Below are 25,260 nucleotides of genomic sequence, written 5' to 3'. Positions count from 1 at the left end.
TATGCTATAACCTGCTTTAAATTATCATGTTTAATCTAACCTTTTAGTTATTGTCCGCTAAATTAATACTTTAACATTTTAAAGATATGTTTTATAGTCTTACCCGAACTTTTCTCTATCATTGTATCTACAGAGCTCTTACATGTTTTTTATATGCCTATAAAAAAATTTCTCTCTTAACATTAACTAAAAGAAAAAAACAGTGCTTTGATTTCTCAAATACACTGTTCTTTTCCAGCTCTGCACTTATTTTCAACTCACTCATGTCATGCACTACATATGAAATGATTTAACTGCTTAAAAGTTAAACCATCTCACTATCCTGAGCCTCACCAACACTATCCTCAAACTTATCCAACAAAGCACGCACCTCATCCGTCGACTTCGTGCTCATCAATTGATTTCTCAATTCAGCAGCTCCAGGGAAGCCTTTTACATAAATTTTGAAGAAGCGGTGAAGCCCTGTGATTGAGCGTGGCAGTACTTCTGCATATTGATCTTGTAAATCAAGTTGTAGTCTTAAAAGATCTAGATGTTCTTTACTGCTATGCTCTCTTGGCTCTTTTTCAAAAGCAAATGGATTTTTGAAGATGCCTCGTCCGATCATTACGCCATCAATGCCGTATTTTTCAGCAAGTTCCAGTCCCATTTTACGATCAAGGATGTCTCCATTGATTGTTATTAACGTATTTGGTGCGATACGGTCACGTAATTTTTTAATTTCCGGAATTAGTTCCCAATGCGCATCTACTTGGCTCATTTCTTCTCTTGTACGTAAGTGAATAGAAAGGTTTGCAATATCTTGTTTGAAAATGTGCGTTAACCAATCTTCCCACTCGCTTAACTCTTTAAAGCCAAGTCGTGTTTTTACGCTGACAGGTAGTCCGCCCGCTTTTGCTGCTTGGATAAGTTCTGCCGCAACGTCTGGACGTAGAATAAGGCCACTACCTTTTCCTCTTGATGCAACGTTCGGAACTGGGCAACCCATGTTAATATCAATGCCTTTAAATCCTAGCTCTGCCATACCGATACTCATTTGACGGAAGTATTCGGGATTGTCTCCCCAAATATGTGCTACCATCGGCTGCTCGTCTTCTGTAAAAATTAAACGGCCACGTACACTTTTCATACCTTCTGGATGACAATAGCTATCCGAGTTTGTAAACTCTGTGAAGAATACGTCCGGACGACCAGCTTCACTTACTACGTGACGGAAAACAACGTCTGTTACATCTTCCATTGGTGCAAGTACGAAAAATGGCCGTGGTAATTCACGCCAAAAATTATCTATCATTTTAAATTCAAATCCTCTCACTATGAATACAATTTCAAAATCTCAATTTATAATTTGTGAAAATCAGCAATATTTATTTTAACTAAAATCGCTTATGAATGGTATTTTTGTAAACCAAAAAGCAGATGGTATAGATTTTTTCTATATCAACTGCTTTCCTATTATACTAACTTAAGCCAAGCCACACACTCCACATGCGTCGTATGCGGGAACATATCAACAGGTTGTACTTCCTGTGTTTTATATCCGCCTTCTTCTAGTACTTTTAAATCACGTGCTAATGTTGCTGGGTTACATGATACGTATACGACGCGGTTTGGCTTCATGTCAATGATTGTGTTTAGTAATGCTTCGTCACAGCCTTTACGCGGTGGGTCTACGACCATTGTGTCAGCAATTACGCCTTCTTTGTACCATTTTGGAATGACTACTTCTGCTTCTCCTACGCCAAATTCAGCGTTTGTCATGTTGTTTAGTGCTGCATTTCGGTTTGCGTCTTCAATTGCTTCTGGGACGATTTCAACGCCGTACACTTTTTTCGCTTTTTGCGCTAGGAATAACGAGATTGATCCGATTCCGCAATAGGCATCAATTACTGTTTCGTTACCGTTTAATTTTGCGTATTCTAACGTTTTATCGTATAGCACTTTCGTTTGTTCTGGGTTTACTTGATAGAATGAACGTGCTGAAATCGCAAATTTAATGTCACCGATAAAGTCATAAATATATTCTGATCCGTACAGTACTGTCGTTTTATCTCCGAAGATTACATTCGTACGCTTCGTATTTACGTTTTGAACAATGGATTTTACTTCTGGGAATTTCGCTGCAATTTCTTCAATGATTGCGTTTTTGTTCGGCAATTCTGCTGTACGTGTAATGAAGACAAGCATAATTTCCCCTGTTACTTGTCCGTAACGAGCCATTACGTGACGAAGTGTTCCTTTGTTACGCTCTTCGTTGTACGCAGTGATACCGTGCTTTTCACAAATACGTTTTACTTCTTGAATTAATGTATCGTTTTCTTCTGCCTGAATTAAGCATGATTCCATATTAATGATATCATGCGTTCCTTGGCGATAGAAACCAGCTACAAGTCCGCCTTCACGTTCTCCGATTGGTACTTGTGCTTTATTGCGATATACCCACGGATTTTCCATGCCAAGTACAGGATGAACAGGAACATCACCTAGTCCTCCGATACGTTGCATAACGTCACGTACTTGTTTTTCTTTCGCTTGTAATTGTCCTTCATAAGTTAAGTGCTGAAGCTGACAACCGCCGCACTGATTATATACTGGACATTCAGCATCTTTACGATATGGACTTTCTGTATGAAGCTTCATTAAACGACCAAATGCGAAGTTTTTCTTCACTTTAATAATTTTAATTTGCGCTTCTTCACCTGGTAATCCGTTTTTAACGAAAATAGGATAGCCCTTTACTTTCGCAACACCGGCACCATCATGTGTTAAATCTTCAAATACTACATCTATAAACTCGTTTTTCTCAACTGGTGGCGTCATTTTAGTACTCATTTTCCGACCTCTCTTTTTCATAACACTGCGTTACATTTTATCATACTTATATGGTCTTTTTCTATTGGAAGAAAAAAAGCTATTGACGATACTTCTCTGTTAATGTTACGCTACTACTAATTTAATACGGACGATGTTACCTCATATATACTTGATAATATGGATCGAGAGTTTCTACCCGGCAACCTTAAATTGCTGGACTATGGGGAAAACTAATGAATATTAGCCTATGCGCAAAAAAGGACTCATATTGATTAGCTTTCTCTCATAGATGAAAGTGAATCCATATGGGTCTTTTTTTATTTTTATTTTTCTAAAAGGTCAGACATCTTACGTATGACATAAAACCTCGTTCTTTTATTTTTAGTAATATAACGAGCGTTTTATGTACAAACTTTATACGAACTTCTGAAAGGGGCAACTACATGCAATATGTAATGAGCATTATCGGTATTCTTGCCGTGTTAGGTTTATGTTTTGCTTTGTCAAACAACAAAAGTAAAATCAACTTCCGTGCAATTGCAATTATGATTGGTTTCCAAATTTTAATCGGTTGGTTTATGTTTGCTACAAAGATTGGTCAACAAATCATTATTTTCATTAGTAAAGTTTTCAACAAACTAATTAAACTTGGTACGACAGGTGTCGATTTTCTCTTTAATGGAATTCACAGAGATTTTGTCTTTTTCTTAAACGTATTATTAATTATCGTATTTTTCTCAGCACTACTTTCAATCTTTAGTTATTTAGGTGTTTTACCATTCATCGTTCGCGTTGTCGGCGGTGCTATTTCAAAAATTACTGGTTTACCACGCGTTGAGTCATTCCACGCAGTAAACTCTGTATTCTTCGGTTCAAGTGAAGCGTTAATCGTTATTAAAAACGATTTACAGCATTTCAATAAAAACCGTATGTTTATCATTTGTTGTTCTGCGATGAGCTCCGTTTCTGCTTCTGTTACAGCATCATACGTAATGATGTTAGATGCAAAATACGTACTAGCAGCTCTTCCGCTAAATTTATTCTCAAGCTTAATCGTTTGTTCGTTATTAACACCAGTTGATACGAAGAAAGAAGATGAAGTGATTCAAAAATTTGATAGAACTCTATTCGGGGACAGCTTTATCGGTGCAATGATTAACGGTGCGCTTGATGGTTTAAAAGTAGCTGGTATCGTTGCCGCATTAATGATCGCTTTTATCGGTGTGATGGAAGTTGTAAACTACGTAATTAGTGCAGCTTCAGGCGCAATGGGACATGCTGTTACTTTACAACAAATCTTCGGTTACGTACTTTCTCCATTCGCATTCTTAATGGGTATTCCAACTCAAGATATTATCCCAGCTGGTGGTATTATGGGTACGAAGATTGTTTTAAATGAGTTTGTAGCAATCCTTGATTTAAAAGACACAGCTACAACATTAGCTCCACGTACAGTTGGAATCGTTACAGTATTCTTAATTAGCTTCGCAAGTATTAGCCAAATTGGTGCAATCGTTGGTACAATCCGTGCCCTTTCTGAAAAACAAGGAAGCGTTGTTTCTAAATTTGGTTGGAAAATGCTATTTGCATCAACACTTGCTTCTATTTTATCTGCGACAATCGCTGGATTGTTTATTTAATAAAAAATCACCTTACTTTAACGAGTAAGGTGATTTTTTTGATTCTTTATGAAACCGAGTGAAATTCAACTGCTTCTTCTGTATTGATAATACTATCTTTATATATACCTTTTATTGAAATGTAAATGATAGATTTGTTTATGTTTTTTAACTTTCCTAATGAAAAATGATAAAGCAATCCATTGCTTTTTAAAGTCCACATCTTCCCACTCCATGGACCAGTAGCTTTTTGTTCATCCGACGCCTTGATCTCACCTTCATATTCGCATTCTCCCAAAGGAGTTTTAATTGTATTCTTCTCTGTATCAATTCGAATATTTTTAATTAGATTCAAATTTTCATCAGAGAGAATTTGAATTTCACGATCTTTCTTTTTAAAAAAGAGTTTTCCGTCTTTGGTATTTATATATTCTGCATTATCCATTTTATCTATCATAAAATCATATTCTTCTTTTGTAATACCTAAGTTTTGATGATAAGGAAACGTTTTTTTCGGTATAATTTCTTCCTCGGCATACTTCAAATACCAATCTAAATTATTTGTAATACTATCGCTCATTTTATTTCCGATTTTCTCTAATTTCTCTTTTATCTCATAAGGAAATTCAAGTGTCATAATATCCGCCGTTACTTCCGCATTCATAAGATGCGATGGAATATACTCTTCCACGCTATTCGCTTTACTCACTTCACTTTGACAACCAACTATAAATAGCGATATGAAAAAGATATATATTATTTTTTTATATTTCATTTCTATTCTCCACTCCATACATTATTCTTACTTAGTTTTATAGCGGTTTTCATTATAGTATAAAATCTTTATATTTTAATAAAATACATACCCTTATGCAAAATTGCATATTAATATGTATTCTTCTTACTTTAAAATTAGCTTAAATAACTTTCCAAATTATACAAATAACAAGTTCAAAATGTTATAATTTTCAAAAAACCATTGGAGGATATTATGAAAGCTCACGCAATTTTCGATTTCTTACATTTACTAGTCTTAACGCTGAAAAGCTATTATGTATGGGGAATGCCTATCTATGGCTTCATTATTCCTCTTATCTTTGTAGTCGGTTATATTATTATTAATTCTAATAAGAAACAAAAAAATACATCTATTCAAAGTCACTAAACTATTACATTAATAACCTCCTAAAAATCATATTCCCCTCATTTTCTTCAAATGATATGATGAACAAGGGTATATCCCCACCACTCTTATAGCGGTGGGGATTTTAATGTCAATATGCAACATACTACACAATAGAAGGTGATTTTCATGAGAAAATATGCAGCAATTGCTTTATGTACGTCTGCCATTCTAGCAGGCTGTAATACTAACAATGTAAGTCCAGAACCTAAAAAAGAGAAAAAGGTTCAAGAAGTAGCTAAACAAAAAGAGACTGTACAAGAACAAGGTAAAATTTCTTATACTCCCATCACATACAAGTCTACAAACACAAGTATTCATATTACAGACATAAAAGATTCTTTAAATGAAGTACAATATAAAATTTGGCGCACAGCTGATGGAAAGGAACATGCTAAATCTTTTTCTTCTAAAGAAAAGGAGAAACAATTTGCAATTTCTTTTGATATAAAAGAATTTGAAGGAAAACGCGGTGAGTTTCAAATTGAAGCAACAGGAATGAAAGAAGATGGGAAAACAATCCCGCTTACGAAATCTACTATTACTTTTGAACAAAAGGTTCCTGTTCTTATGTATCACGCAATTGATGATTATCATGGTCAAGGCATTAAAGACTTATTCGTATCACCAGCTAACTTTGAAGCACAAATGAAGCATTTAAAGGACAATGGTTATACGCTTTTAACGTTTGAACGCTGGGGCGATATAAATAAAGTAAATAAACCGATTTTCGTTACATTTGATGACGGTATGAAAAATAATATGAATGCATTTCGCGTTTTACAAAAGCTAAAAGATGATACTTTTAAACCGGCAGCAACAGAATATATGATTGTTGATAACGTTGATATAGAAGGAGCATTGTCTACTTCTGAAATAAAAGAAATGGTTGATTCCGGCATTTTCTCGGTGCAATCTCATACTGCAACACATGCAGACTTACCGAAAATTACAAACTATGAGGAAGAGTTAAAAGGTTCAAAAGAAAAGCTAGAAAAAATAACAGGTAAGCCTGTTATCGCGATTGCTTATCCATTCGGTCATGTAGATGATAAGGTTGTTGCAGAAACGAAGAAGTATTATCAATTTGCGACGACGACAAAGCCTGGGCAATTCATTACAAAGGGTGAACCTGATGAATTGTTAAAGATGAAGCGCGTTCGTATACACCATACAACGACTGTAGAGCAGTTTGCTTCTTCAATTAAGTAAATGTAAGAGCTCAATACATTTTGAGCTCTCTTTATATTTATATTTATATATATTTTTAGAATTTTCTTGTATTATATATAGTAAGAAATCTTTCAAATTAAAGGAGATTATACATATGTCATTTGAACAAACGTTAGAGAAATATGCTGCTCTTGCAGTTAATGTTGGTGTTAATATTCAACCTGGACAAACTTTATCAATTAGTGCACCTCTTGAAGCTGTACAATTTGTACGCCTCGTTACAGAAAAAGCATATAAATCTGGTGCAAAACACGTATATGTAGATTGGAATGATGAGACGTTAACACGCTTAAAATTCGATCTAGCTCCTGAAGAAGCTTTCGCTGAATTTCCATCTTGGAAAGCACATGCTCGTGAAGAATTAGCAAAAGAAGGCGCTGCATTTATGTCTATCTATGCAGAAAACCCTGATTTATTAAAAGGTGTAGAACCATCGCGTATCGCAACAGCTCATAAAGTAGCTGGAGAAGCAATGAAAGTATACCGTGATTACGTACAAGCAGATAAAGTAAGCTGGTGTGTCATTTCTGTTCCTACGAAAGAATGGGCTGCGAAAGTATTCCCTGACGTAGCGCCAGAAGAACAAGAAGCAAAGTTATGGGATGCTATTTTCAAAGCTACTCGTGCTGATTTAGAAAATCCTGTAGAAGCATGGAAAGAACATGATGAAACATTACATACAAAAGTGGATTACTTAAACGAAAAGCATTATAAAGCTCTTCACTATACAGGTCCTGGAACAGATTTAACAATCGAACTTCCAGAAAAACATGTATGGGCTGGTGCTGGTAGCTTAAATGAAAAGAACGTACCATTTATGGCTAATATTCCAACTGAAGAAGTATTTACAATGCCACTTAAAACAGGTGTAAACGGCCAAGTTTCTAGTACAAAACCGTTAGTATTTGCAGGTAATATTATCGATAATTTCACGTTAACATTTGAAAACGGACGTATCATAGACTATAAAGCTGAAGCTGGTGAAGAAGCTTTAAAACATTTAGTAGAAACAGATGAAGGTTCTCACTTCTTAGGGGAAGTAGCTTTAGTACCTCATGACTCACCAATTTCAAACACAAATGTTTTATTCTACAATACACTATTTGACGAAAATGCATCTTGCCACCTTGCGATTGGAAATGCTTACGCATTTAACTTAGTTGGCGGAAAAACAATGTCTAAAGAAGAACTTGCTGAAAACGGCGCAAACGCTAGTATTACACACAACGACTTCATGATTGGATCAGCTGAGCTTGATATTGACGGTATTACTGCTGATGGCAGACATGAGCCTATCTTCCGTAAAGGTAACTGGGCGTTTTAAATTTATTACCATAAAGAAACACATTGGATAATCCAATGTGTTTCTTTATTTATTTGGTTTCAATTCAAATTTTATTATTCTATTTTCACGCGTAAACTCTGGTCTATACGTAGCGATATACGTATTTTCTTTCGCTACGTCAAATAGCATGATATCTTGAATTTTTTCTTCTGGTGCTAACTTTTTACTAATAAAGCTATCAGGGTTATTATATTCTTTAAATCTTGTACCTTTCTTATCGGTAATCTCAAATTCATAAAATGCAAAAGGTATTTCCTTTTTACTATTATTTTCTACTTTGAAAATAATCCCCAAAATCTCCTCTTTCTTTTTATCCTCATCATAATCCGGATATCCTAATTTAACTGAATCGATAGTTACTTGCAAACCATCTACGTCTACTGTCTCCCCTATTTTATACACTTTATCTTGAACATCTTCTTGTTTACTTTCATTACTATCTTTAGTCTCAGTGCAAGCACTTAAACTAAAAGCTATGCCAAAAATTAAAACAATTTGACTCACCTTTTTTAACATACTCTTTCCCCCACATAAGACAATATTTCATATGTATCATAACAAAATGCTTTACGCTTTCTTGTCATATTTTGTCGTATTAATTGCTAACTGCACAAATAGAAAAAAGCTATCTTCTACAAAAGATAGCTTTCATGATGCCGATGAAACCTTAAGCCCAATGACACCCAAAACAATAAAAAGAATACAAAATGCTTGGAATAAACTAATATGCTCTTTAAAAAAGTAAACACTAATGATTGTAATAAGTAATGTTCCAACGCCAGACCAAATAGCATAAGCAATACTTAAATGGATCTTTTTCACAACGATGGCGAACACGCTGAAACAAATTCCATAAAACACGAAAATCAGTACACTTGGAACGAGCTTTGTTAAACCATTCGATAGTTTCATTGCAATTGTTCCAGCTACTTCAAAAATAATTGTAACAAGTAATAATAGCCAATATACCATACTAGAATCTCCTTCTCTGTTACCTTATAGAGATTCTAGTATACTACTTATAGTCCCAATGAAATATATTTAATTTCTAAATATTCCTCGATGCCGAAATGGCCTCCTTCACGGCCGATACCACTTTCTTTAAATCCACCGAATGGTGCTTGTGCAACTGATGGAAGACCGTCGTTTAGACCGATAATACCGTACTCTAACGCTTCACTAATTTGGAATGCTCGGCTAATGTCTTTCGTGAAAATATACGCAGCTAAACCGTATGGTGTATTATTTGCACGTTCGATTACTTCATCAACTGTTTTAAATTTCGCAACTGGTGCCACTGGCCCAAATGTTTCTTCATTCATACAAAGCATCGTATCATTTGCCAATCCAATTACAGTCGGTTGAATGAAATGTCCCTCTAACTCTGCGACCTTTTGACCACCATATAAAACTGTTCCACCTTTTTGAATAGCGTCTTCAATATGTTCTTGTACTTTTGAAACTGCATTCTCATCAATAAGTGGTCCGACAGTCGTTCCGTCACCGAAACCGTCTCCTACTTTCAACTGCCCTACTGCCTTTTGGAACTTCTCTACAAATACTTCGTATACTTCTTCTTGAACGAATACTCGGTTTGTACATATACACGTTTGTCCTGCGTTACGGAATTTCGAACCAATCACCGCTTCTACTGCTTTATCTAAATCCGCATCATTCATTACGATAAACGGAGCGTGGCCACCTAACTCAAGCGAAACTTTTTTCATCGTTTGTGCAGCACTAGCCATTAACTCTTTCCCGATTTCCGTTGACCCTGTAAAGGATACTTTTCGAACGCGACTATCTTCCATCCACGTATCAGCAATTGCTTTTGCACTACCTGTTACGATATTGATTACACCCTTTGGAATATCTGCTTCATGGGCTAATTCAGCTAATTTCAATGCAGTTAGCGGCGTTTGACTTGCCGGTTTCACAACGGCTGTACAGCCTGCTGCAAGCGCTGGGGCTACCTTTCTCGTAATCATAGCAGCTGGGAAGTTCCAAGGTGTAATAGCTGCCATAACGCCAACTGGTTGCTTCATAACTAAAATGCGCTTATTCGGATGAGAAGCAGGAATCATTTCACCATATACACGTTTCCCTTCTTCTGCATACCATTCAACAAAACTATTTGCATAATTTACTTCACCAAGCGCTTCTGCAAACGGCTTTCCTTGTTCCTTCGTCATAAGCGCTGCGATCTCTTCTTTATTTTTATCAATAAGCATGAACCACTTTTTTAACTTCGTTGCACGATCTGCTGCCGTTAACTTAGACCACGTTTTAAAAGCTTCATGTGCAGCATCAACAGCTTGCTTTGCCTCTGTTACTCCGCCTTTTGGTACAGTTGCAAATATTTCCTTCGTCGCAGGATTATTTACTTCAATTTGTTCTTGTAGTGTAATCCACTCACCATTTATATACATCGCCTTTTTATCTATACTTACAAAAGCCGCCTTTTTATCCAATGTTTTCTTCCTCCTCTATGAACTTCTTAATTTTCCTAGTAGCAGCAGATTGACTAATTTGCAAAAACTCAGCTACTTTATAACTTGATCCATACGTTTTATACGCTTTAAGAATAATATTTCTCTCTACCTCTTCCAGCATTTTATAAAGGCTTTGCCCCGATTGTTCAACTGCAGCCTCTTGCATAGAGAGTGGCAAATCCTCTACCGTTACAACATCATCGACAGTAATAACAATTCTCTCAATTACATTCTCTATTTCTCTATTGTTTCCTTCCCACGGATATCCAACAAACATTTGTAACGTACTCGGCGCTAGTTTCACATCACGTCCGTACTTTTTATTAAATTGCTGCAAGTAATGATAAATAAGCGGCAAAATATCTTCTGTTCTTTCCCTAAGCGGGGGAATTGCAATTGGAATGACATTCAAACGATAGTATAAATCTTTCCGAAATGTTCCTTGTTTCACCATCTCGCTTAAATCTCTATTTGTTGCCGCCACAATTCGGACATCCACTTTTTTTAATTCTCTTCCGCCTATAGGACGAAATGTTTTTTCTTGCAATACTTGCAAAAGCTTCGCTTGAATTTCAAGCGGCATTTCACCGATTTCATCTAAAAAAAGAGTTCCTTTATGCGCGGATTCTAATAGTCCCTTTTTCCCTTCACGATTCGCACCTGTAAAAGATCCACCTGAATATCCAAAAAGCTCTGATTCAATTAAATTAGTTGGCAATGCCGCACAATTAATTTCATAGAAACTTTCATTCTTACGGTGACTCACTTCATGTAAATGGCGTACTAATCGACTTTTCCCAACTCCAGTCTCGCCTAAAACGAGAACAGTACTATCCACTACAGATACTTTTTTGATTGTATCGACTATTTTTTGCATAGCTAGACTTTTAAAAATAAGTCCTTCATGCTCATATGTTTCTCTTAATTCTTTTTTATATGTTTTTAGCTGATTATCCATTTCCTCTACCTTTTGACGTAATTGATAGAGTTCAGTAAGGTCCCGAGAATAACTAATCACTCTTCTTAAATTTCCCTCATCATCAAAAACAGGCCTTGTACGAACGTGTAAATACTCTCCTGATTTTGTAGTTTGAACGAGTTCAATTGGCCTCTTTTTTTCAATCACTTCTAATGTCGCTGATGGATAAAAGATTCCGTCCTTTTGTAGTTCTTTTACATGCTTACCAACTAACTCTTCGGCAGCTAGTTGGTAGTGCCTTTCACATGTACTATTTACACGCACAACGATCCCTTGCTCATCTGTAACAAAAATTTCGTCAAACGCATATTCAAATACATCTTTTAAATCCATTAACACTCGTTCCTTTTCTGCAACCATCCTAGCCACCCCTAACTTCAAATCCATCGATCCACTTCACTACCTTTATTATAAAGTGAATTTTCTGCATTTAATATAGAGTCAGCTAGAATGTTTGCTATTTATACTTCAGTTTTTAAACGCGAGCGATGTTTGTTTGTTCATAACAAGCTTGCAACGATTCTTCAATTATTGTTAATCCTTCTTCAAGTTGCTCATCTGTAATAACTAAAGGCATTAACACACGGATAACATTTCCATATGTTCCTGCTGATAATAACAGTAACCCACGCTTATTTGCTTCTGTACATAGATTAGCTGTTAACGCTTTGTCAGGTGCTTTCGTCTTACGATCTTGAACGACCTCAAATGCACACATTGCTCCTAACCCACGCACATCACCGATGCAATGATATTTATTTTTCATCTCTTCGAATCGGTTCATTACGACTTTTCCTAATTCTATCGCTCTATCATTTAATTTCTCATTTTCTATTACATCGAGAACAGCTAATGCAGCCGCACATCCTAATGGACTTCCTGCATACGTTCCACCAAGTTCACCTGGTGCAGACTCATTCATAATTTCTTTACGTCCAATGACACCACTTATCGGTACACCAGCACCTAATGATTTAGACACTGTAATTAAATCTGGAACGACATCATAGTGATCAATTGCAAAATATTTTCCTGTACGACTAAAGCCTGTTTGTATTTCATCCGCTACAAATAAGATGCCGTTCTCTGAACAAATGCGGCGTACTTCTTGAACAAATTTCTTACTTGGGACGATAAATCCACCTTCCCCTTGAACAGGTTCCATTACAACAGCTGCGATTGTTTCTGGTGCTACTTCCGATATGAAGAAGTTCTTAAACTCTTCAATAATAAAATCATCATACTGCTCTTCCGTTAATCCCTCTGGGCGACGGTATTCGTATGGAAATGGCGCTTTATATACTTCTGGAGCAAAGGGACCAAATCCAAATTTATATGGCTTCACTTTACTTGTCATCGTCATTGTCATTAATGTACGCCCGTGGAAACCTTTAGAAAATGCGATAATACCAGGTCTCTTCGTATATTTACGAGCGATCTTCACCGCGTTCTCAACTGCTTCTGCACCACTATTTAAAAAGAGGACTTGCTTATCGAAACTTCCCGGTGCCAATGCCGCAAGCTTTTCCGCTAATTCAATATATGGCTCATACATCATGACATTAAATCCAGTATGAATGTATTGATCGACTTGTTTATGGAGCGCTTCTTTAACCGTTGGATGACAATGCCCTACGTTAATTGTCCCGATTGCTCCTGCAAAATCAATGTACTGATTGCCATCAACATCCGTTACAAGAGCACCATTTGCAGATTGTACAAACGTTGGGATGCCGTTACTTACTCCTTTTGGTACTATATTTTGACGGCGTTCTAATAAAGATGCCGCTTTCGGTCCTGGAATTTGTTCATTTACTTTAGCAAATTTTTTTGTGTTCATTGCGTACCCCATCCTTTTCTTTACATTGTTTTCTCTTTTTATTGCAAAATGTATGCCAACTTTCTTTTCTAGCATTTATCCTATATTCTTTGTATCCAGGCATAAAAAATAAGTCTATAAAGACTCATTAAGAGTCTTTATAGACTTATTTTCCTTACACATTAGACTTTTCTTTCTCCCAGAAAAACTCACCCGATTGAGAAATAAACTCTTCAACAGAATCTAACACTAAATCAGCAAGTGGTTCTAATGTTGGACGGTCTCCCGTACCAGATAGCACCCCAATTGCATAGCAATCGCCATTTTTGGCTAAATGTAAATCAGTTGGCGTATCTCCAACAACCGCAACCTCACATGATTCTAAATTAAATTTCTCACAAAACACTTCTATAATCTTTTTATCTGGTTTTTGCGCAGGGAATGTATCCGAGGCTATAATATAATCAAAAAAGTTCTCCAACTTATATTGTCTTAAAAATAATTCTGTTGGTGCGAAATCATCCGCCGTGACAACCCCTAATATAAATCCTTTATCTTTTAATGCCTGTAACACTTTCGGTAAATCTGCTGTCATTTTCATATGCGAACGATGCTCATACATAAGGGAAAATAACTTCTCACTTACCCAATGGTGCATCTCTTCTTCTCTAGCAGACTCAATATAATTACAAAGCCCCTTCGCTACATCAAGGCTTGTTCCAGCAGCTATTGCACTCCTCGGATTAACAAATGCTCCCTCTACACCAATCTCTTCTAATAAGGTCTGCCGCATTGTACTTGGTAAATGATATAAACTTATACATTCAGCTACAAGTTCTTCAGCTACTTTTATCCATATTGAATGAAAATCCATTAATGTCCCATCTTTATCAAATAGTATTGCTTTTACCTTCTCCATAGCATCCTACCTCTCGTTTCTTATCTCCTCCAGTGTATCAATAAAATATGGATGTAAAATAAAAGAATTGTAAAAATACCATAAAAATCAAACTAACTCCCAATTTACAATTCATTTTAACAAAGTAAAAAAGGATGCCTTTACAGGGCATCCTCTTGATGTTCAGGAACAAATAGTTCTAAACAATGATATATATTTTCGAATTCCATCGGTGCATCTCCACCATACTCACCATCTAAATTAATCATTAGTTTATCTGGTGAATGTACTTTAATTCGGTTCGCTTGTGTATATAACACTTTTGGATTATTAATATGTTCACCACGTTGTGCTTGTGTTGCTGCTTTAATTAAATCAGCGATAGAACCTTTTTTCAGTACTAATAGGTCAAATAACCCATCGTTAATAGATGCATACGGTGCTACCTTTTCAAATCCACCTACTGAACGGGTATTCGTAATTAAAAACATCGTAATTTCTTCTTGTAGTAACTTTCCATCATACTCAATTTCAACATATGTCGGATGCAATGATGGTAACATCTCGATACCTTTTAGGTAATAAGCAAGTTGTCCTAATACTGTCTTTAACTTACTCGGTACTTCGTATGTTAATTCTGTAATACGACCGCCACCAGCGATGTTAATAAAATATGTATCGTTCGCTCTACCAAGGTCTAATGGCACTGTTTTTCCTTCGCAAATAATATCTGCTGCCTCTTCAATAGAACGAGGTACACCAATTGCACGTGCAAAGTCATTTGTCGTTCCAACTGGAATAATTCCAAATTTCGGACGGAATTCATGCCCAACTAAACCGTTTACTACTTCATTTAATGTACCGTCGCCACCAGCCGCAATAACAACATCAAACTTACGATCCGCAGCTTGCCTCGCCGCCACAGTAGCGTCTCCAGGACCCGTTGTCGCATGACAAGATGTCTCATAGCCAGCTTGTTCTAATTTTTGTAATACTTCTGGTAAGCTCTTCTTAAATAGCTCACGCCCCGAAGTAGGATTATAAATAATTCTTGCTCGCTTCATCATTTATTAGCACAGGAAATTTCTTTATGTATCGAAAAAGAACATACTGAACTTCTATTCAGTATTCCCATGCCTACCTCCTCTCATCTTGCTATCCTTCTTTTATCCCGCTCAAACAGGCAGTAAGAACCCGATTCGTGTAGTCCATCAAAAGTAAATATTCATTTCAATGGTTTTTTATTTGACTCCAAAATTTATCCCGCTATTTGCGGGCAGTAAATGCCCGATTGGTGAGGGCTAATAATCAATGGTGGATGAACCTCCTACTGATTAAAGTTTCACTTTATTTCTATCCATTCTTCCATAAAAATTTACATATAACGAATAATAACTATCTATTATTTCATGAGATGAAAAAAACCTCTATGTTTAGATTTATCATTATTCCCACCTTTTTGCAACTATCATACCATAGTTGCTATACAAACATTTTTCCACTTTTGACAGTTAATCAAACGTTTGTTTAAACGATTTTGTCTCATTTAAACAAACGTTTGATTAACCTAGAAAAACACCCATGTACGGGTGTTTTTCTGCTTAATCTTTAAAAGTCACTACTATTATCGCTTATTAATCTCTTCAAGTAAGATTTTGTTAACAAGTGGTGGATTTGCTTGTCCTTTTGTAGCTTTCATAATTTGACCAACTAAGAAGCCAATTGCACGGTCTTTACCGTTTTTAAAGTCTTCGATAGATTGCTCATTATTATCAAGAATTTCTGTTACAACTTTACGAAGTGTACCCTCGTCAGAAATTTGAACAAGACCTTTCGCTTTAACGATTTCTTCTGGGTCTCCACCTTTTTCAATTAATTCGTTAAATACTTTCTTCGCGATTTTAGAAGAAATTGTACCTTTTTCAATTAATTGAACCATTTTAGATAAACCAGCAGGCGTTAATGCAACGTCTTTTAATTCTTTTTGTTGTTTGTTTAAGTATGCAAGTACTTCACCCATTAACCAGTTCGATGTTAATTTCGCATCAGCACCGTCTGCAACAGTTGCTTCAAAGAAATCAGACATCTCTTTCGTTAATGTTAACACGTGTGCATCATAAGCTGGTAAGCCTAATTCTGCAACGTAGCGAGCTTTACGTGCATCTGGAAGTTCTGGAATAGAAGCTCGAACTGCTTCTTTCCACTCATCATCGATGTAAAGTTCAACTAAGTCTGGCTCCGGGAAGTAACGGTAATCGTCAGATCCTTCTTTCACACGCATTAAGATTGTTTTCTTTGTTGCTTCATCATAACGACGTGTTTCTTGTTGGATGATGCCACCAGATAACAGTTCTTTTTCTTGGCGCACTTGCTCATGCTCAAGACCTTTTTGTACGTAAGTGAATGAGTTTAAGTTTTTCAGTTCCGCTTTTGTACCGAACTTCTCTTGTCCAACTGGACGAAGAGAAATGTTCGCATCACAACGTAAGGAACCTTCTTCCATCTTACAATCAGATACACCAGTGTATTGAATGATTGATTTTAACTTCTCTAAGTATGCATATGCTTCTTCTGGCGTACGCATATCTGGCTCAGATACGATCTCGATTAAAGGCATACCTTGACGGTTGTAGTCTACTAATGAACCATCAGCTGTATGCGTTGATTTACCAGCATCTTCTTCTAAATGAAGACGTGTAATACCGATACGTTTCTTTTTACCGTCTACTTCGATTTCAATCCAACCATTTTCACCAATTGGCTTATCAAATTGAGAGATTTGGTAAGCTTTCGGGTTATCTGGATAGAAATAGTTTTTACGGTCAAACTTCGTTTCCGTTGCGATTTCACAGTTTAATGCCATTGCAGCTTTCATTGCAAAGTTAACTGCTTCTTTATTTAAAGTAGGAAGTACCCCTGGGTATCCTAAGTCAATTACACTTGTTTGTGTATTTGGCTCCGCTCCGAATTCTGTTGGACTCGCAGAGAAAATTTTCGAATTTGTTTTTAACTCAACGTGAACCTCTAAACCAATAATTGTTTCTAAATTCATCTATGCTCGCCTCCTTACAGACTTGCTTTTTTTGTATGATAGTCTGTTGCTTGCTCAAACGCATGTGCAACGCGGTAAATTGTCGCTTCATCGAAGTGTTTACCAATGATTTGTAGACCAAGTGGCATGTTGTTAGCACCGAATCCACATGGAACAGAAATCGCTGGAACACCCGCTAAGTTTACTGGGATTGTTAAAATGTCATTTGCATACATTGTCATTGGATCATCAACTTTTTCGCCCACTTTAAATGCCGGAGTTGGCGTTGTTGGTCCAATAATAACATCATAGTTAGCAAATACATTTTCAAAGTCGTTTTTAATTAATGTACGTACTTGTTGTGCTTTCTTGTAATATGCATCATAGTAACCAGAGCTAAGCGCAAATGTACCAAGCATAATACGACGTTTAACTTCATCACCGAAACCTTCACTACGTGTGTTTTTGTAAAGATCTAATAAGTTATTTACATTATCAGAACGAACACCGTAACGCACGCCATCAAAGCGTGAAAGGTTCGCAGATGCTTCAGAAGAAGATAGTAAGTAATACGTTGCTAGAGCGTATTTAGAGTGTGGAAGCGATACTTCCTCCCAAGTTGCGCCCATACCTTCTAATACTTTTAAAGCAGCTAGTACTGACTCACGAGCTTCTTCGCCAACACCTTCGCCTAAGTATTCTTTCGGTACAGCAATGCGTAAACCTTTAACATCGCCTGTTAAACCAGCTAAATAGTTTCCAACTTCAACGTTTGCAGAAGTTGCATCCATGCGGTCAATACCTGAAATAGCTTGTAATAAGTATGCATTGTCTTCTACTGTACGTGTAATCGGTCCGATTTGGTCAAGTGAAGATGCGAATGCTACTAATCCGTAACGAGATACGCGTCCATAAGTTGGTTTTAAACCTACAACACCGCAATATGCAGCTGGCTGACGGATAGAACCACCCGTATCAGAACCTAGAGAGAATAGTACTTCTCCTGCTGCTACAGCTGCTGCAGAACCACCACTAGATCCGCCCGGAACGTAATCTAAGTTCCATGGGTTTTTCGTAGCGTAGAATCCTGAGTTTTCATTTGAAGAACCCATTGCGAACTCGTCCATGTTTAATTTACCGATTGTAATTGTGTCAGCAGCTTTTAGCTTTTGCACAACTGTCGCATCATAAATTGGATCGAAGTTTGCTAACATTTTGCTCGCACAAGTTGTACGAAGACCGTTAGTTACAATGTTATCTTTTACACCAATTGGCATACCGAATAATAAACCATTATCTTCAGCGCCGATTTTTGCATCTAATTCTTTCGCTTTTGCGCGTGCATTTTCTTCATCTAATGTAAGAAAAGCTTTTACGTTATCTTCAACATCCGCAATACGTTTGTAAGATTCTTCTACTAAATCCGTAACGGAAATTTCTTTGTTGTTTAACTTCTTATGTAACTCTGATACTGAATGATCAAATAATGACATCGAAATTCCCCTCCTCTATTCTAATACTGCTGGAACACGGATTTGATTATCTTTGTGATCCGGTGCATTTTTTAATACTTCTTCGACTGGTAAACCTTTTTCTGGTACATCTTCACGCATAACATTTTTCATAGTTAATACATGAGTTGTTGGTTTTACATCTGTTGTATCTAATTCATTTAACTGTTCTGCAAATGTAACAATTGCATCTAGTTGTTTTTGAAATTTTTCTGCTTCTTGATCAGTAATTGCAAGACGTGCTAAATGTGCTACGTGCTTTACATTCTCAACGGAAATTCTTGACACGGCTAGGCCACCTCCATAATATATCGTTCAATCTACAATACTATTGATGATACCAAATTTTCAGTACTTCAAGCAAGTCAACACAGAGTACTTACGCCATTTTTACATAAAAAAAGAAAGGCAAATGCCTTTCTTTACAATTTACTCTTTATCTAACGGTTTATTTTTCGGAAATCTCTCGTTATCTTCTTCATTATCACGAATTGTTTTTTGTAATACAAAACAAGACATCGTTAAAAATAATGTTCCAATTAAATAGTATCCTTTTACACTAAGCGTTTCATCTAACGTATAAATCCCAATTAGCATACCTGAAATCGCACAAACAAATGAAGTCCATGCTAAAAACGTGAACGCTTGCGTATTACGTCTTCTCATCGTTCTCCCCCTCGTTAGCTGCATACCCATTATAGATAAGTATATTTACCATGATGGATTTTTATGTAAATTCTCGTTTTATATTTATAAATCTATCATAAAAGAATACTATTTTAAAGAAAGTTTTCTGCCTAATCTGAAAAAACAATTAAAATCATTGACAATTATTTCTATTCTACATAAAATAAAAATAAATATTACGAACCTCGAAATATACGGGAGTGGAATTAATTGTTGCAATATGAACATTTTTTAGACTTACTGCTAGATAACGCCAAGAAACTTTTCTATCCTGAAGAATGGGTAAGCCTAGATTTAACACTTTCTAAAACAGAAGTATTTTGTTTACTTTGGATGGAACGAAATACAGATATTACAATGACGAAAATTGCTGATCTTCTTGATATACCGATGAGTACAACAACGGGCGTTGTAAATCGCCTTGTAAAAAAGGGATATATTGAACGCTACCGTGATGAAAATGACCGACGTATTGTATTAATTCGGTTAACAGAAAACGGCGTAATACTCGTTCAAGAAGTAAAACAAAATGCGGCCCATTACTTTAGCTTAGTAACAGAAGCATTATCAGAAGAAGAAAAAGCATTCTTACTACAAATCTTCCAAAAAATCATGAATCACATCGCTACGTCACAGCAAAAAACAGAAGAAAAGATTTCTACACCTAAAATGAAAAACATTCCGATTGAATAAAACCCTATCTGGGTTTTTATTCAACCATTTACTTCGACACTCGTAATATTCGACATTCGAAACAAAGGGGATATGAATGATGAGAATTATCTTGTATACAGGTAAAGGCGGCGTAGGAAAAACTAGCATTTCAGCAGCAACAGCAATTCAAAGTGCGAAACAAGGATTAAAAACATTAGTAATGAGCACAGATCCTGCTCATAGTTTAGGAGATTCATTTGGTATAAAGCTATCTTCTGAACCACTAGAAATTCGTGAAAATTTGTGGGCACAAGAAATTAATACGATTTATGAAATGGAAAAAGGCTGGGGAAAATTACAGAAATATATTACACTACTCTTCACTTCTAAAGCAGCTGATGATATTACAACAGAAGAATTAACGATGTTTCCCGGTATGGAAGATTTAATTAGCCTACTTCGCGTACTCGATTATTATAAGCAAGACACATATGATGTTATCATTATTGATTGTGCCCCTACAGGAGAAACATTAGCAATGCTAAGCTTTCCAGACATGCTCGGCTGGTGGATGGAAAAATTATTTCCTATTAAAAGAAAAGTTTTAAAAGTCGTTCGTCCAGTAGCTCAACCACTCCTTGGTGTCCCTCTTCCAACCGACGATATTATGGACGAATTAACAAGTACACTTGAACAGCTCGGAGAAATGAGAGATATTTTATCAAATCGAGAAGTAACAAGTATCCGCATCGTTGTAAATCCTGAAAAAATGGTCATTAAAGAAGCCCAGCGCAGCTTTACTTATTTGAATTTATACGATTATAACGTAGATGCCATTATGATTAACCGCGTCATCCCTAACACTGTCACCGATCCTTATTTTCAGGCATGGAAAGATACACAGAAGAAATATAAAACATTAATTAAAGATAGTTTTCAACCCCTTCCTATTTACGAAGCTCCAATGTTTGAACAAGAAGTTGTTGGTTTGTCTATGTTAGAACGTGTAGGAGATTCTTTATTTAAAACTGATCATTCCCCTACAAAAGTAAAATTTAACGGGCGCACTCAATATGTAAAAAAGGATGGCGATGAGTATATTTTCGTTCTGTCCATTCCCTTCTCAAACAAAAGTGAACTTTCCTTAAATCAAAAAGGTGATGAACTTATTATTCGAGCGGGTTCTGTTAAACGGAACATCACGTTACCAAAAACATTAACACACCTTTCTATTCAAGGAGCAAAATTTGAAGAAGATGTACTAAATATTCGGTTTGGAGGTGTAGTACATGCATGAGGAATTACTACGAAGGGTAATTCGTACAAAAGTAAAAGTCGGGATGCATATATTAGAAGAGCTACCTAATCCAATCCAACAATCAGCTAAGCAAATATTAAATATTTTACAAGAGGAACTAGCTGCTTATCTGAAAGAACGAGAGCATCATGAAGTTAATTTAAAAAATATCATAATTGAATAACCATCTCTGTATAGAGGGCCTTTTTTTAGGCTTTCTATACTTTATTGGAGTGATGTAAATTGATGAAAAAACATTCCACTACTATATTCTGGATCATTCCCTTATTATTTTTCATTCATAACCTTGAAGAAGCTTTCCAAATGCCACAATACCTTGCTAATCAATTTTCAATCCGTCTTATAACTAGCCAACAATTTTTCATCGCCATTTCCGTATTAACAATCTTTGTATTACTTATCGTCTTTCTATATCAACTTAACTTCTTGTCTTCTATATGCTGGATTATTTTTATACAAGGGGCCATCTTCTTCAACTCTGTTCAACATATTATTTTGTTTTTCATTTATCGCTCTTATAACCCCGGCGTAATATCAGCATTTTTCATTACTCTCTTTTCTATTTTCTTTTTTTTATCAAAAAAACACTTAATTCATCCAAAGCAATTCGTAATTACACTCCTTTTCAGCTTATTTTCTTATCCCATTATAATTTGGATCACCTTACTGTTCGCTAGCTACTTTCATTCATAAAAAAAGACCAGGAAAATTCCTGGTCTATCACTCTACTTAACAAACATTGGATTCTATGTTATACAAAATTGGAAGGTACAGAATTAGGGTTTGTTTGTTAAGTTTATATGTTGAACGAACTAACAGCGGAGGGGTTCCTTCTGTTAGTCCATTAAACCCAATGATTATTTTACGATTTTTTCAAGCTCATCAAGTGAAAGATCTACTGAAATGGAACCATCATTTGTTTCTTTCTTAATTGCGTCTGTTACTTCTTTTGAATGATATAGTTCAATTACTTTTTTCAATGTTGGATCATCTTTATCTTTCTTACGAGCTGCAAAAATATTAATATATGGCTTTGCATTTTCATTCTTTGGATCTTCTAAGAAAATAGGATCCTTCGCTGGATCTAATCCAGCTTGACCAGCAACACCGTTATTAATAACTGATGCCGCTACATCTTTTAACACACGAGGTGTTTGCTGTGCGATAACCGGTGTAATTTTTAATTTCTTCGGATTTTCAGCAATACCACTTGGATCTCCAAATAGACCAAAGTCTTTTTTAAGCTTTAATAATCCAGCTGCATCAAGAAGTTTTAATGCCCGTGCTTGGTTCGTTGGATCGTTTGGAATTGCAATTTCTGAACCATCTGGGATTTCATTTGCTTTCTTATATTTTTCAGAGTATAAACCCATTGGCGCAATTTGCGTTGTACCAACAGCTGTAATATCTAACTTATGCTCTTTTTTAAATTGCTCTAAGAAAGCAATATGCTGGAATGAGTTTAATTCAATATCTCCATCAGCTAACGCTTTATTTGGCGTTGTGTAATCAGAGAACTCGACCAGTTTAATCTTAATCCCTTCTTTTTCAGCTTTTTTCTTCAAAATTTCCCAAGCGTCTCCATCCGTTCCAGTTACACCGACGCGAACTACTTTTTCTTTCGCTCCTGCACCCGTGTCTCCACTTGAGCAGCCGCTTAATGCTGAGACTCCTACAATCGCTGATAATGCAAATGCTAAAATTTTCTTCATTTTCTTTTCCTCTCTTCCTTTTTATGATCTGCGTAACAAGACTTTCGCAAAGTAGTTTCCTAAATTTTGAGCTATCTGTACGAGAATGATAAGTAACACGACCGTTACGAACATAACTGATGTATCAAAACGTTGATAACCATATGTCATTGCCAAGTCACCAAGACCGCCACCACCGACAAGCCCAGCAACTGCAGAGAATTCAATTAAACCAACTGTCATAAATGTGACACCTAAGATTAATGGTGCTAACGCTTCTGGTACAAGGATTTCAAAAACAATTCTAATTGGTGAGGCGCCCATTGCTTGCGCTGCTTCAATTACTCCTTTCGGAACGGAAACAAGGTTTGTTTCAACCATTCTAGCAATACCAATTGATGCGACTAACGTCATCGGGAAAATTGCCGCTGCTGTTCCAATCGTCGTTCCGATAACACTTCTTGTTAGTGGACTTAAGGCTACTAAAAAGATAATGAATGGTACCGGACGAATTGTATTAATTATGATGTTAAGAATAGAAAAGACCCATTTATTTTCTAAAAAGTTTCCTTTTCTCGTTACATATAAAAGTAAACCTAGAGGTATACCCAGAATTGTAGCGAATATAAGGGTTACAATTACCATTAAGAGGGTATCCCCCGTCGCATCTAGTATGCGCGGCCAAAATATACTCCAATCAACTCGCATGAGCTTCTACCTCCTTCAGCTGCACTTGCAGTCTTAGATGTTGTAATGCTTTTTGAATTCCCCTCTGCTCACCTTGCAACTCTACAAGAAGATTTCCAAATAGCACATTTTGAAGTTCAATAATATTTCCGTACAGTACATTTACATCGACGTTATAGTTTTTTGCGATATATGATAGTACCGGCTGTCCTGTCTCCTCACCAGTAAATGTTAGACGATAAATTTGACCACCATTTTGAATTTTCGCTAGAACACTTTCCGGTAAATGATCATTAATGACAGAACGTACAAAGTTTTGAGTCGTCTTTGTTTTTGGTTGCGTGAAAACATCAAACAGTTTTCCTTCTTCAATAACCTTCCCCTTCTCCATTACAGCTACACGGTGACAAATTTCTTTCACAACATGCATTTCATGTGTAATAAGAAGAATTGTTAAATTGTATTCTCGATTTACTTTCTTTAATAAGTTTAGAATTTCTGTCGTCGTTTCTGGATCTAAGGCTGATGTTGCCTCATCACATATAAGAATATCTGGCGATGTCGCAAGTGCTCTAGCAATGCCCACACGCTGCTTTTGCCCACCTGATAGCTGCTCTGGATAATAGTTTGCTTTATCTTCTAACCCTACAAACTTCAGCAGTTCATTTACTCTTTCTTTTATCTCATTCTTTGGTACTTTCGCTAACTTTAATGGATAAGCAATATTTCCAAATACTGTTCTTGAATTAAATAAATTAAAACTTTGAAAAATCATTCCGATTCTTTGTCTTAGTTTACGCAATTCTTTCGTCGATAATGATGTAATATCTTTATCATCTATTGAAATCGTTCCTGCCGTCGGTCTCTCTAACATATTTACTAAGCGTAATAACGTACTCTTTCCAGCGCCACTAAAACCGATAATGCCAAAAATTTCGCCTTTCTCAACTGATAATGTTACATCCTCCACCGCATGAACAGATTGGCCAGCTGATTCATACACTTTACTTACATTGGTAAAAGAAATCATTTTTTTCCCTCCTATATGCTGTAAAAACTTGAAGCAGAGCTTTCGAGGTAAAATAAAAAGTGCCCTCCTTCTTATCAACCATAAAGATAAGAAGGAGAGCACTTATATGTACTCGTTCACATCTTCTCATCTTCCAAGCCTTTATATGGCTTGCTGGAGTTAGCACGGTATTAAAAAACCCGTTGCTGAGGTATCGTAGGGCCAGTCCCTCCACCTCTCTGGATAAGAATGTATCGATTTAATTGTCGTTTAATTAATTCTCATTATAG

At 36.2% G+C, this 25,260-nt stretch carries 25 protein-coding genes and 2 riboswitches; of the genes, 8 read left to right on the top strand and 17 right to left on the bottom strand.

All coding sequences use genetic code 11. The features are described 5' to 3' along the window. Positions 1-304: 304 nt before the first annotated feature. Both D1166_RS13065 and rlmD read right to left on the bottom strand, forming a co-directional pair. Positions 305-1,294: a tRNA dihydrouridine synthase gene (locus D1166_RS13065; RefSeq protein ID WP_000566705.1), complete on the bottom strand. Its 990-nt coding sequence runs from the start codon at positions 1,292-1,294 to the stop codon at positions 305-307. Positions 1,295-1,455: 161 nt separating this feature from the next. Further along, positions 1,456-2,832, bottom strand: coding sequence for a 23S rRNA (uracil(1939)-C(5))-methyltransferase RlmD (gene rlmD, locus D1166_RS13060; RefSeq protein ID WP_097796303.1), 1,377 nt, complete (start codon positions 2,830-2,832; stop codon positions 1,456-1,458). A 121-nt stretch (positions 2,833-2,953) separates the two neighbouring features. Next, positions 2,954-3,055, top strand: a riboswitch (purine riboswitch). A gap of 202 nt (positions 3,056-3,257) precedes the next feature. Between rlmD and D1166_RS13055 the strand changes: the two genes are divergently transcribed. Further along, positions 3,258-4,454 (top strand): NupC/NupG family nucleoside CNT transporter, encoded by a 1,197-nt coding sequence (locus D1166_RS13055; protein WP_001200491.1) that lies wholly within the window; start codon positions 3,258-3,260, stop codon positions 4,452-4,454. Between the two features lie 46 nt (positions 4,455-4,500). Here the strand turns inward: D1166_RS13055 and D1166_RS13050 are convergent, their stop codons facing one another. Continuing rightward, positions 4,501-5,208, bottom strand: coding sequence for a hypothetical protein (locus tag D1166_RS13050; RefSeq protein WP_097861534.1), 708 nt, complete (start codon positions 5,206-5,208; stop codon positions 4,501-4,503). Between the two features lie 216 nt (positions 5,209-5,424). On the opposite strand from D1166_RS13050, the gene D1166_RS31285 reads away from it, so the two are divergent. The 3 genes from D1166_RS31285 (at position 5,425) to D1166_RS13040 (ending at position 8,173) form a co-directional block, all read left to right on the top strand. Further along, on the top strand, positions 5,425-5,598 hold the full coding sequence (locus D1166_RS31285; RefSeq protein ID WP_165851665.1) for a hypothetical protein: 174 nt from the start codon (positions 5,425-5,427) through the stop codon (positions 5,596-5,598). Between the two features lie 147 nt (positions 5,599-5,745). Continuing rightward, entirely contained in the window at positions 5,746-6,828 is a 1,083-nt protein-coding gene (locus D1166_RS13045; RefSeq protein WP_087947617.1) for a polysaccharide deacetylase family protein, read from the top strand. A gap of 115 nt (positions 6,829-6,943) precedes the next feature. Next, a complete protein-coding gene (locus D1166_RS13040; protein ID WP_000007356.1) occupies positions 6,944-8,173 on the top strand; it encodes an aminopeptidase in 1,230 nt (409 codons plus the stop codon). 45 nt (positions 8,174-8,218) lie between these two features. Here D1166_RS13040 and D1166_RS13035 read toward each other — a convergent pair whose 3' ends face one another. From D1166_RS13035 to D1166_RS12985, 11 genes are all read right to left on the bottom strand, one after another. Next, complete coding sequence (locus D1166_RS13035) at positions 8,219-8,710, bottom strand: DUF4352 domain-containing protein (protein WP_084065567.1); 492 nt, start codon at positions 8,708-8,710, stop codon at positions 8,219-8,221. A gap of 132 nt (positions 8,711-8,842) precedes the next feature. Next, complete coding sequence (locus D1166_RS13030; RefSeq protein ID WP_000263262.1) at positions 8,843-9,166, bottom strand: DMT family transporter; 324 nt, start codon at positions 9,164-9,166, stop codon at positions 8,843-8,845. 47 nt (positions 9,167-9,213) lie between these two features. Beyond that, a complete protein-coding gene (gabD, locus tag D1166_RS13025; protein WP_000358087.1) occupies positions 9,214-10,665 on the bottom strand; it encodes an NADP-dependent succinate-semialdehyde dehydrogenase in 1,452 nt (483 codons plus the stop codon). Then, a complete protein-coding gene (locus D1166_RS13020) occupies positions 10,658-12,025 on the bottom strand; it encodes a sigma-54 interaction domain-containing protein (protein WP_000225144.1) in 1,368 nt (455 codons plus the stop codon). The genes gabD and D1166_RS13020 overlap by 8 nt, the downstream gene beginning before the upstream one ends. 115 nt (positions 12,026-12,140) lie before the next feature. Then, a complete protein-coding gene (gene gabT / locus D1166_RS13015; RefSeq protein WP_033667321.1) occupies positions 12,141-13,505 on the bottom strand; it encodes a 4-aminobutyrate--2-oxoglutarate transaminase in 1,365 nt (454 codons plus the stop codon). Positions 13,506-13,659: 154 nt separating this feature from the next. Next, on the bottom strand, positions 13,660-14,403 hold the full coding sequence (locus D1166_RS13010; protein WP_000416669.1) for an HAD family hydrolase: 744 nt from the start codon (positions 14,401-14,403) through the stop codon (positions 13,660-13,662). Positions 14,404-14,543: 140 nt separating this feature from the next. Further along, positions 14,544-15,449 carry a diacylglycerol kinase gene (locus D1166_RS13005; RefSeq protein ID WP_000977679.1) on the bottom strand — a complete coding sequence of 302 codons (906 nt, stop codon included), beginning with the start codon at positions 15,447-15,449 and terminating at the stop codon, positions 14,544-14,546. 557 nt (positions 15,450-16,006) lie between these two features. Continuing rightward, on the bottom strand, positions 16,007-17,434 hold the full coding sequence (gene gatB, locus D1166_RS13000; protein ID WP_001047685.1) for an Asp-tRNA(Asn)/Glu-tRNA(Gln) amidotransferase subunit GatB: 1,428 nt from the start codon (positions 17,432-17,434) through the stop codon (positions 16,007-16,009). 14 nt (positions 17,435-17,448) lie between these two features. Next, a complete protein-coding gene (gene gatA / locus D1166_RS12995) occupies positions 17,449-18,906 on the bottom strand; it encodes an Asp-tRNA(Asn)/Glu-tRNA(Gln) amidotransferase subunit GatA (protein ID WP_000051441.1) in 1,458 nt (485 codons plus the stop codon). A gap of 15 nt (positions 18,907-18,921) precedes the next feature. Continuing rightward, positions 18,922-19,212: an Asp-tRNA(Asn)/Glu-tRNA(Gln) amidotransferase subunit GatC gene (gatC, locus tag D1166_RS12990; RefSeq protein WP_000086999.1), complete on the bottom strand. Its 291-nt coding sequence runs from the start codon at positions 19,210-19,212 to the stop codon at positions 18,922-18,924. A 141-nt stretch (positions 19,213-19,353) separates the two neighbouring features. Next, on the bottom strand, positions 19,354-19,590 hold the full coding sequence (locus D1166_RS12985) for a YiaA/YiaB family inner membrane protein (RefSeq protein WP_001254391.1): 237 nt from the start codon (positions 19,588-19,590) through the stop codon (positions 19,354-19,356). 231 nt (positions 19,591-19,821) lie between these two features. Between D1166_RS12985 and D1166_RS12980 the strand changes: the two genes are divergently transcribed. From D1166_RS12980 to D1166_RS12965, 4 genes are all read left to right on the top strand, one after another. Further along, positions 19,822-20,304: a MarR family winged helix-turn-helix transcriptional regulator gene (locus tag D1166_RS12980; RefSeq protein ID WP_000942472.1), complete on the top strand. Its 483-nt coding sequence runs from the start codon at positions 19,822-19,824 to the stop codon at positions 20,302-20,304. Between the two features lie 76 nt (positions 20,305-20,380). Continuing rightward, on the top strand, positions 20,381-21,562 hold the full coding sequence (locus tag D1166_RS12975; RefSeq protein ID WP_002102676.1) for an ArsA family ATPase: 1,182 nt from the start codon (positions 20,381-20,383) through the stop codon (positions 21,560-21,562). Continuing rightward, complete coding sequence (locus D1166_RS12970) at positions 21,555-21,746, top strand: DUF3926 domain-containing protein (protein WP_000544105.1); 192 nt, start codon at positions 21,555-21,557, stop codon at positions 21,744-21,746. The genes D1166_RS12975 and D1166_RS12970 overlap by 8 nt, the downstream gene beginning before the upstream one ends. Before the next feature lie 62 nt (positions 21,747-21,808). Further along, the gene (locus D1166_RS12965) at positions 21,809-22,276 is read left to right on the top strand and encodes an HXXEE domain-containing protein (RefSeq protein ID WP_001986283.1); all 468 of its coding nucleotides are present in this window, start codon (positions 21,809-21,811) and stop codon (positions 22,274-22,276) included. Positions 22,277-22,440: 164 nt separating this feature from the next. Here the strand turns inward: D1166_RS12965 and D1166_RS12960 are convergent, their stop codons facing one another. The 3 genes from D1166_RS12960 to D1166_RS12950 are packed head-to-tail and all read right to left on the bottom strand — an operon-like array spanning position 22,441 to position 24,991. Continuing rightward, complete coding sequence (locus tag D1166_RS12960) at positions 22,441-23,295, bottom strand: MetQ/NlpA family ABC transporter substrate-binding protein (protein WP_000721594.1); 855 nt, start codon at positions 23,293-23,295, stop codon at positions 22,441-22,443. A gap of 21 nt (positions 23,296-23,316) precedes the next feature. After that, positions 23,317-23,982, bottom strand: coding sequence for a methionine ABC transporter permease (locus D1166_RS12955; RefSeq protein WP_001261865.1), 666 nt, complete (start codon positions 23,980-23,982; stop codon positions 23,317-23,319). Then, the gene (locus D1166_RS12950; RefSeq protein WP_118043331.1) at positions 23,972-24,991 is read right to left on the bottom strand and encodes a methionine ABC transporter ATP-binding protein; all 1,020 of its coding nucleotides are present in this window, start codon (positions 24,989-24,991) and stop codon (positions 23,972-23,974) included. The genes D1166_RS12955 and D1166_RS12950 overlap by 11 nt, the downstream gene beginning before the upstream one ends. 123 nt (positions 24,992-25,114) lie before the next feature. Next, a riboswitch (SAM riboswitch) is annotated at positions 25,115-25,220 on the bottom strand. Between the last annotated feature and the right edge of the window lie 40 nt (positions 25,221-25,260).

The organism is Bacillus sp. ISO11 (assembly GCF_003458115.1).
Taxonomy (GTDB): domain Bacteria; phylum Bacillota; class Bacilli; order Bacillales; family Bacillaceae_G; genus Bacillus_A; species Bacillus_A cereus.
The sequence above is the reverse complement of the archived record's forward strand: the minus strand, read 5'-3'. Positions and strand labels throughout refer to the sequence as shown.

What these genes read in the sequence shown, in the direction of transcription:
- gatB (WP_001047685.1), bottom strand. Translation starts at nt 17,434, where the DNA reads ATGAATTTAGAAACAATTATTGGTTTAGAGGTTCACGTTGAGTTAAAA.
- D1166_RS12985 (WP_001254391.1), bottom strand. Translation starts at nt 19,590, where the DNA reads ATGAGAAGACGTAATACGCAAGCGTTCACGTTTTTAGCATGGACTTCA.
- D1166_RS13055 (WP_001200491.1), top strand. Translation starts at nt 3,258, where the DNA reads ATGCAATATGTAATGAGCATTATCGGTATTCTTGCCGTGTTAGGTTTA.
- D1166_RS13030 (WP_000263262.1), bottom strand. Translation starts at nt 9,166, where the DNA reads ATGGTATATTGGCTATTATTACTTGTTACAATTATTTTTGAAGTAGCT.
- gabT (WP_033667321.1), bottom strand. Translation starts at nt 13,505, where the DNA reads ATGAACACAAAAAAATTTGCTAAAGTAAATGAACAAATTCCAGGACCG.
- D1166_RS31285 (WP_165851665.1), top strand. Translation starts at nt 5,425, where the DNA reads ATGAAAGCTCACGCAATTTTCGATTTCTTACATTTACTAGTCTTAACG.
- D1166_RS12950 (WP_118043331.1), bottom strand. Translation starts at nt 24,991, where the DNA reads ATGATTTCTTTTACCAATGTAAGTAAAGTGTATGAATCAGCTGGCCAA.
- D1166_RS13040 (WP_000007356.1), top strand. Translation starts at nt 6,944, where the DNA reads ATGTCATTTGAACAAACGTTAGAGAAATATGCTGCTCTTGCAGTTAAT.
- D1166_RS12965 (WP_001986283.1), top strand. Translation starts at nt 21,809, where the DNA reads ATGAAAAAACATTCCACTACTATATTCTGGATCATTCCCTTATTATTT.
- gatA (WP_000051441.1), bottom strand. Translation starts at nt 18,906, where the DNA reads ATGTCATTATTTGATCATTCAGTATCAGAGTTACATAAGAAGTTAAAC.
- D1166_RS12975 (WP_002102676.1), top strand. Translation starts at nt 20,381, where the DNA reads ATGATGAGAATTATCTTGTATACAGGTAAAGGCGGCGTAGGAAAAACT.
- D1166_RS13035 (WP_084065567.1), bottom strand. Translation starts at nt 8,710, where the DNA reads ATGTTAAAAAAGGTGAGTCAAATTGTTTTAATTTTTGGCATAGCTTTT.
- D1166_RS13005 (WP_000977679.1), bottom strand. Translation starts at nt 15,449, where the DNA reads ATGATGAAGCGAGCAAGAATTATTTATAATCCTACTTCGGGGCGTGAG.
- D1166_RS12955 (WP_001261865.1), bottom strand. Translation starts at nt 23,982, where the DNA reads ATGCGAGTTGATTGGAGTATATTTTGGCCGCGCATACTAGATGCGACG.
- D1166_RS13045 (WP_087947617.1), top strand. Translation starts at nt 5,746, where the DNA reads ATGAGAAAATATGCAGCAATTGCTTTATGTACGTCTGCCATTCTAGCA.
- D1166_RS13050 (WP_097861534.1), bottom strand. Translation starts at nt 5,208, where the DNA reads ATGAAATATAAAAAAATAATATATATCTTTTTCATATCGCTATTTATA.
- D1166_RS13020 (WP_000225144.1), bottom strand. Translation starts at nt 12,025, where the DNA reads ATGGTTGCAGAAAAGGAACGAGTGTTAATGGATTTAAAAGATGTATTT.
- D1166_RS12960 (WP_000721594.1), bottom strand. Translation starts at nt 23,295, where the DNA reads ATGAAGAAAATTTTAGCATTTGCATTATCAGCGATTGTAGGAGTCTCA.
- D1166_RS13010 (WP_000416669.1), bottom strand. Translation starts at nt 14,403, where the DNA reads ATGGAGAAGGTAAAAGCAATACTATTTGATAAAGATGGGACATTAATG.
- D1166_RS13065 (WP_000566705.1), bottom strand. Translation starts at nt 1,294, where the DNA reads ATGATAGATAATTTTTGGCGTGAATTACCACGGCCATTTTTCGTACTT.
- rlmD (WP_097796303.1), bottom strand. Translation starts at nt 2,832, where the DNA reads ATGAGTACTAAAATGACGCCACCAGTTGAGAAAAACGAGTTTATAGAT.
- D1166_RS12970 (WP_000544105.1), top strand. Translation starts at nt 21,555, where the DNA reads ATGCATGAGGAATTACTACGAAGGGTAATTCGTACAAAAGTAAAAGTC.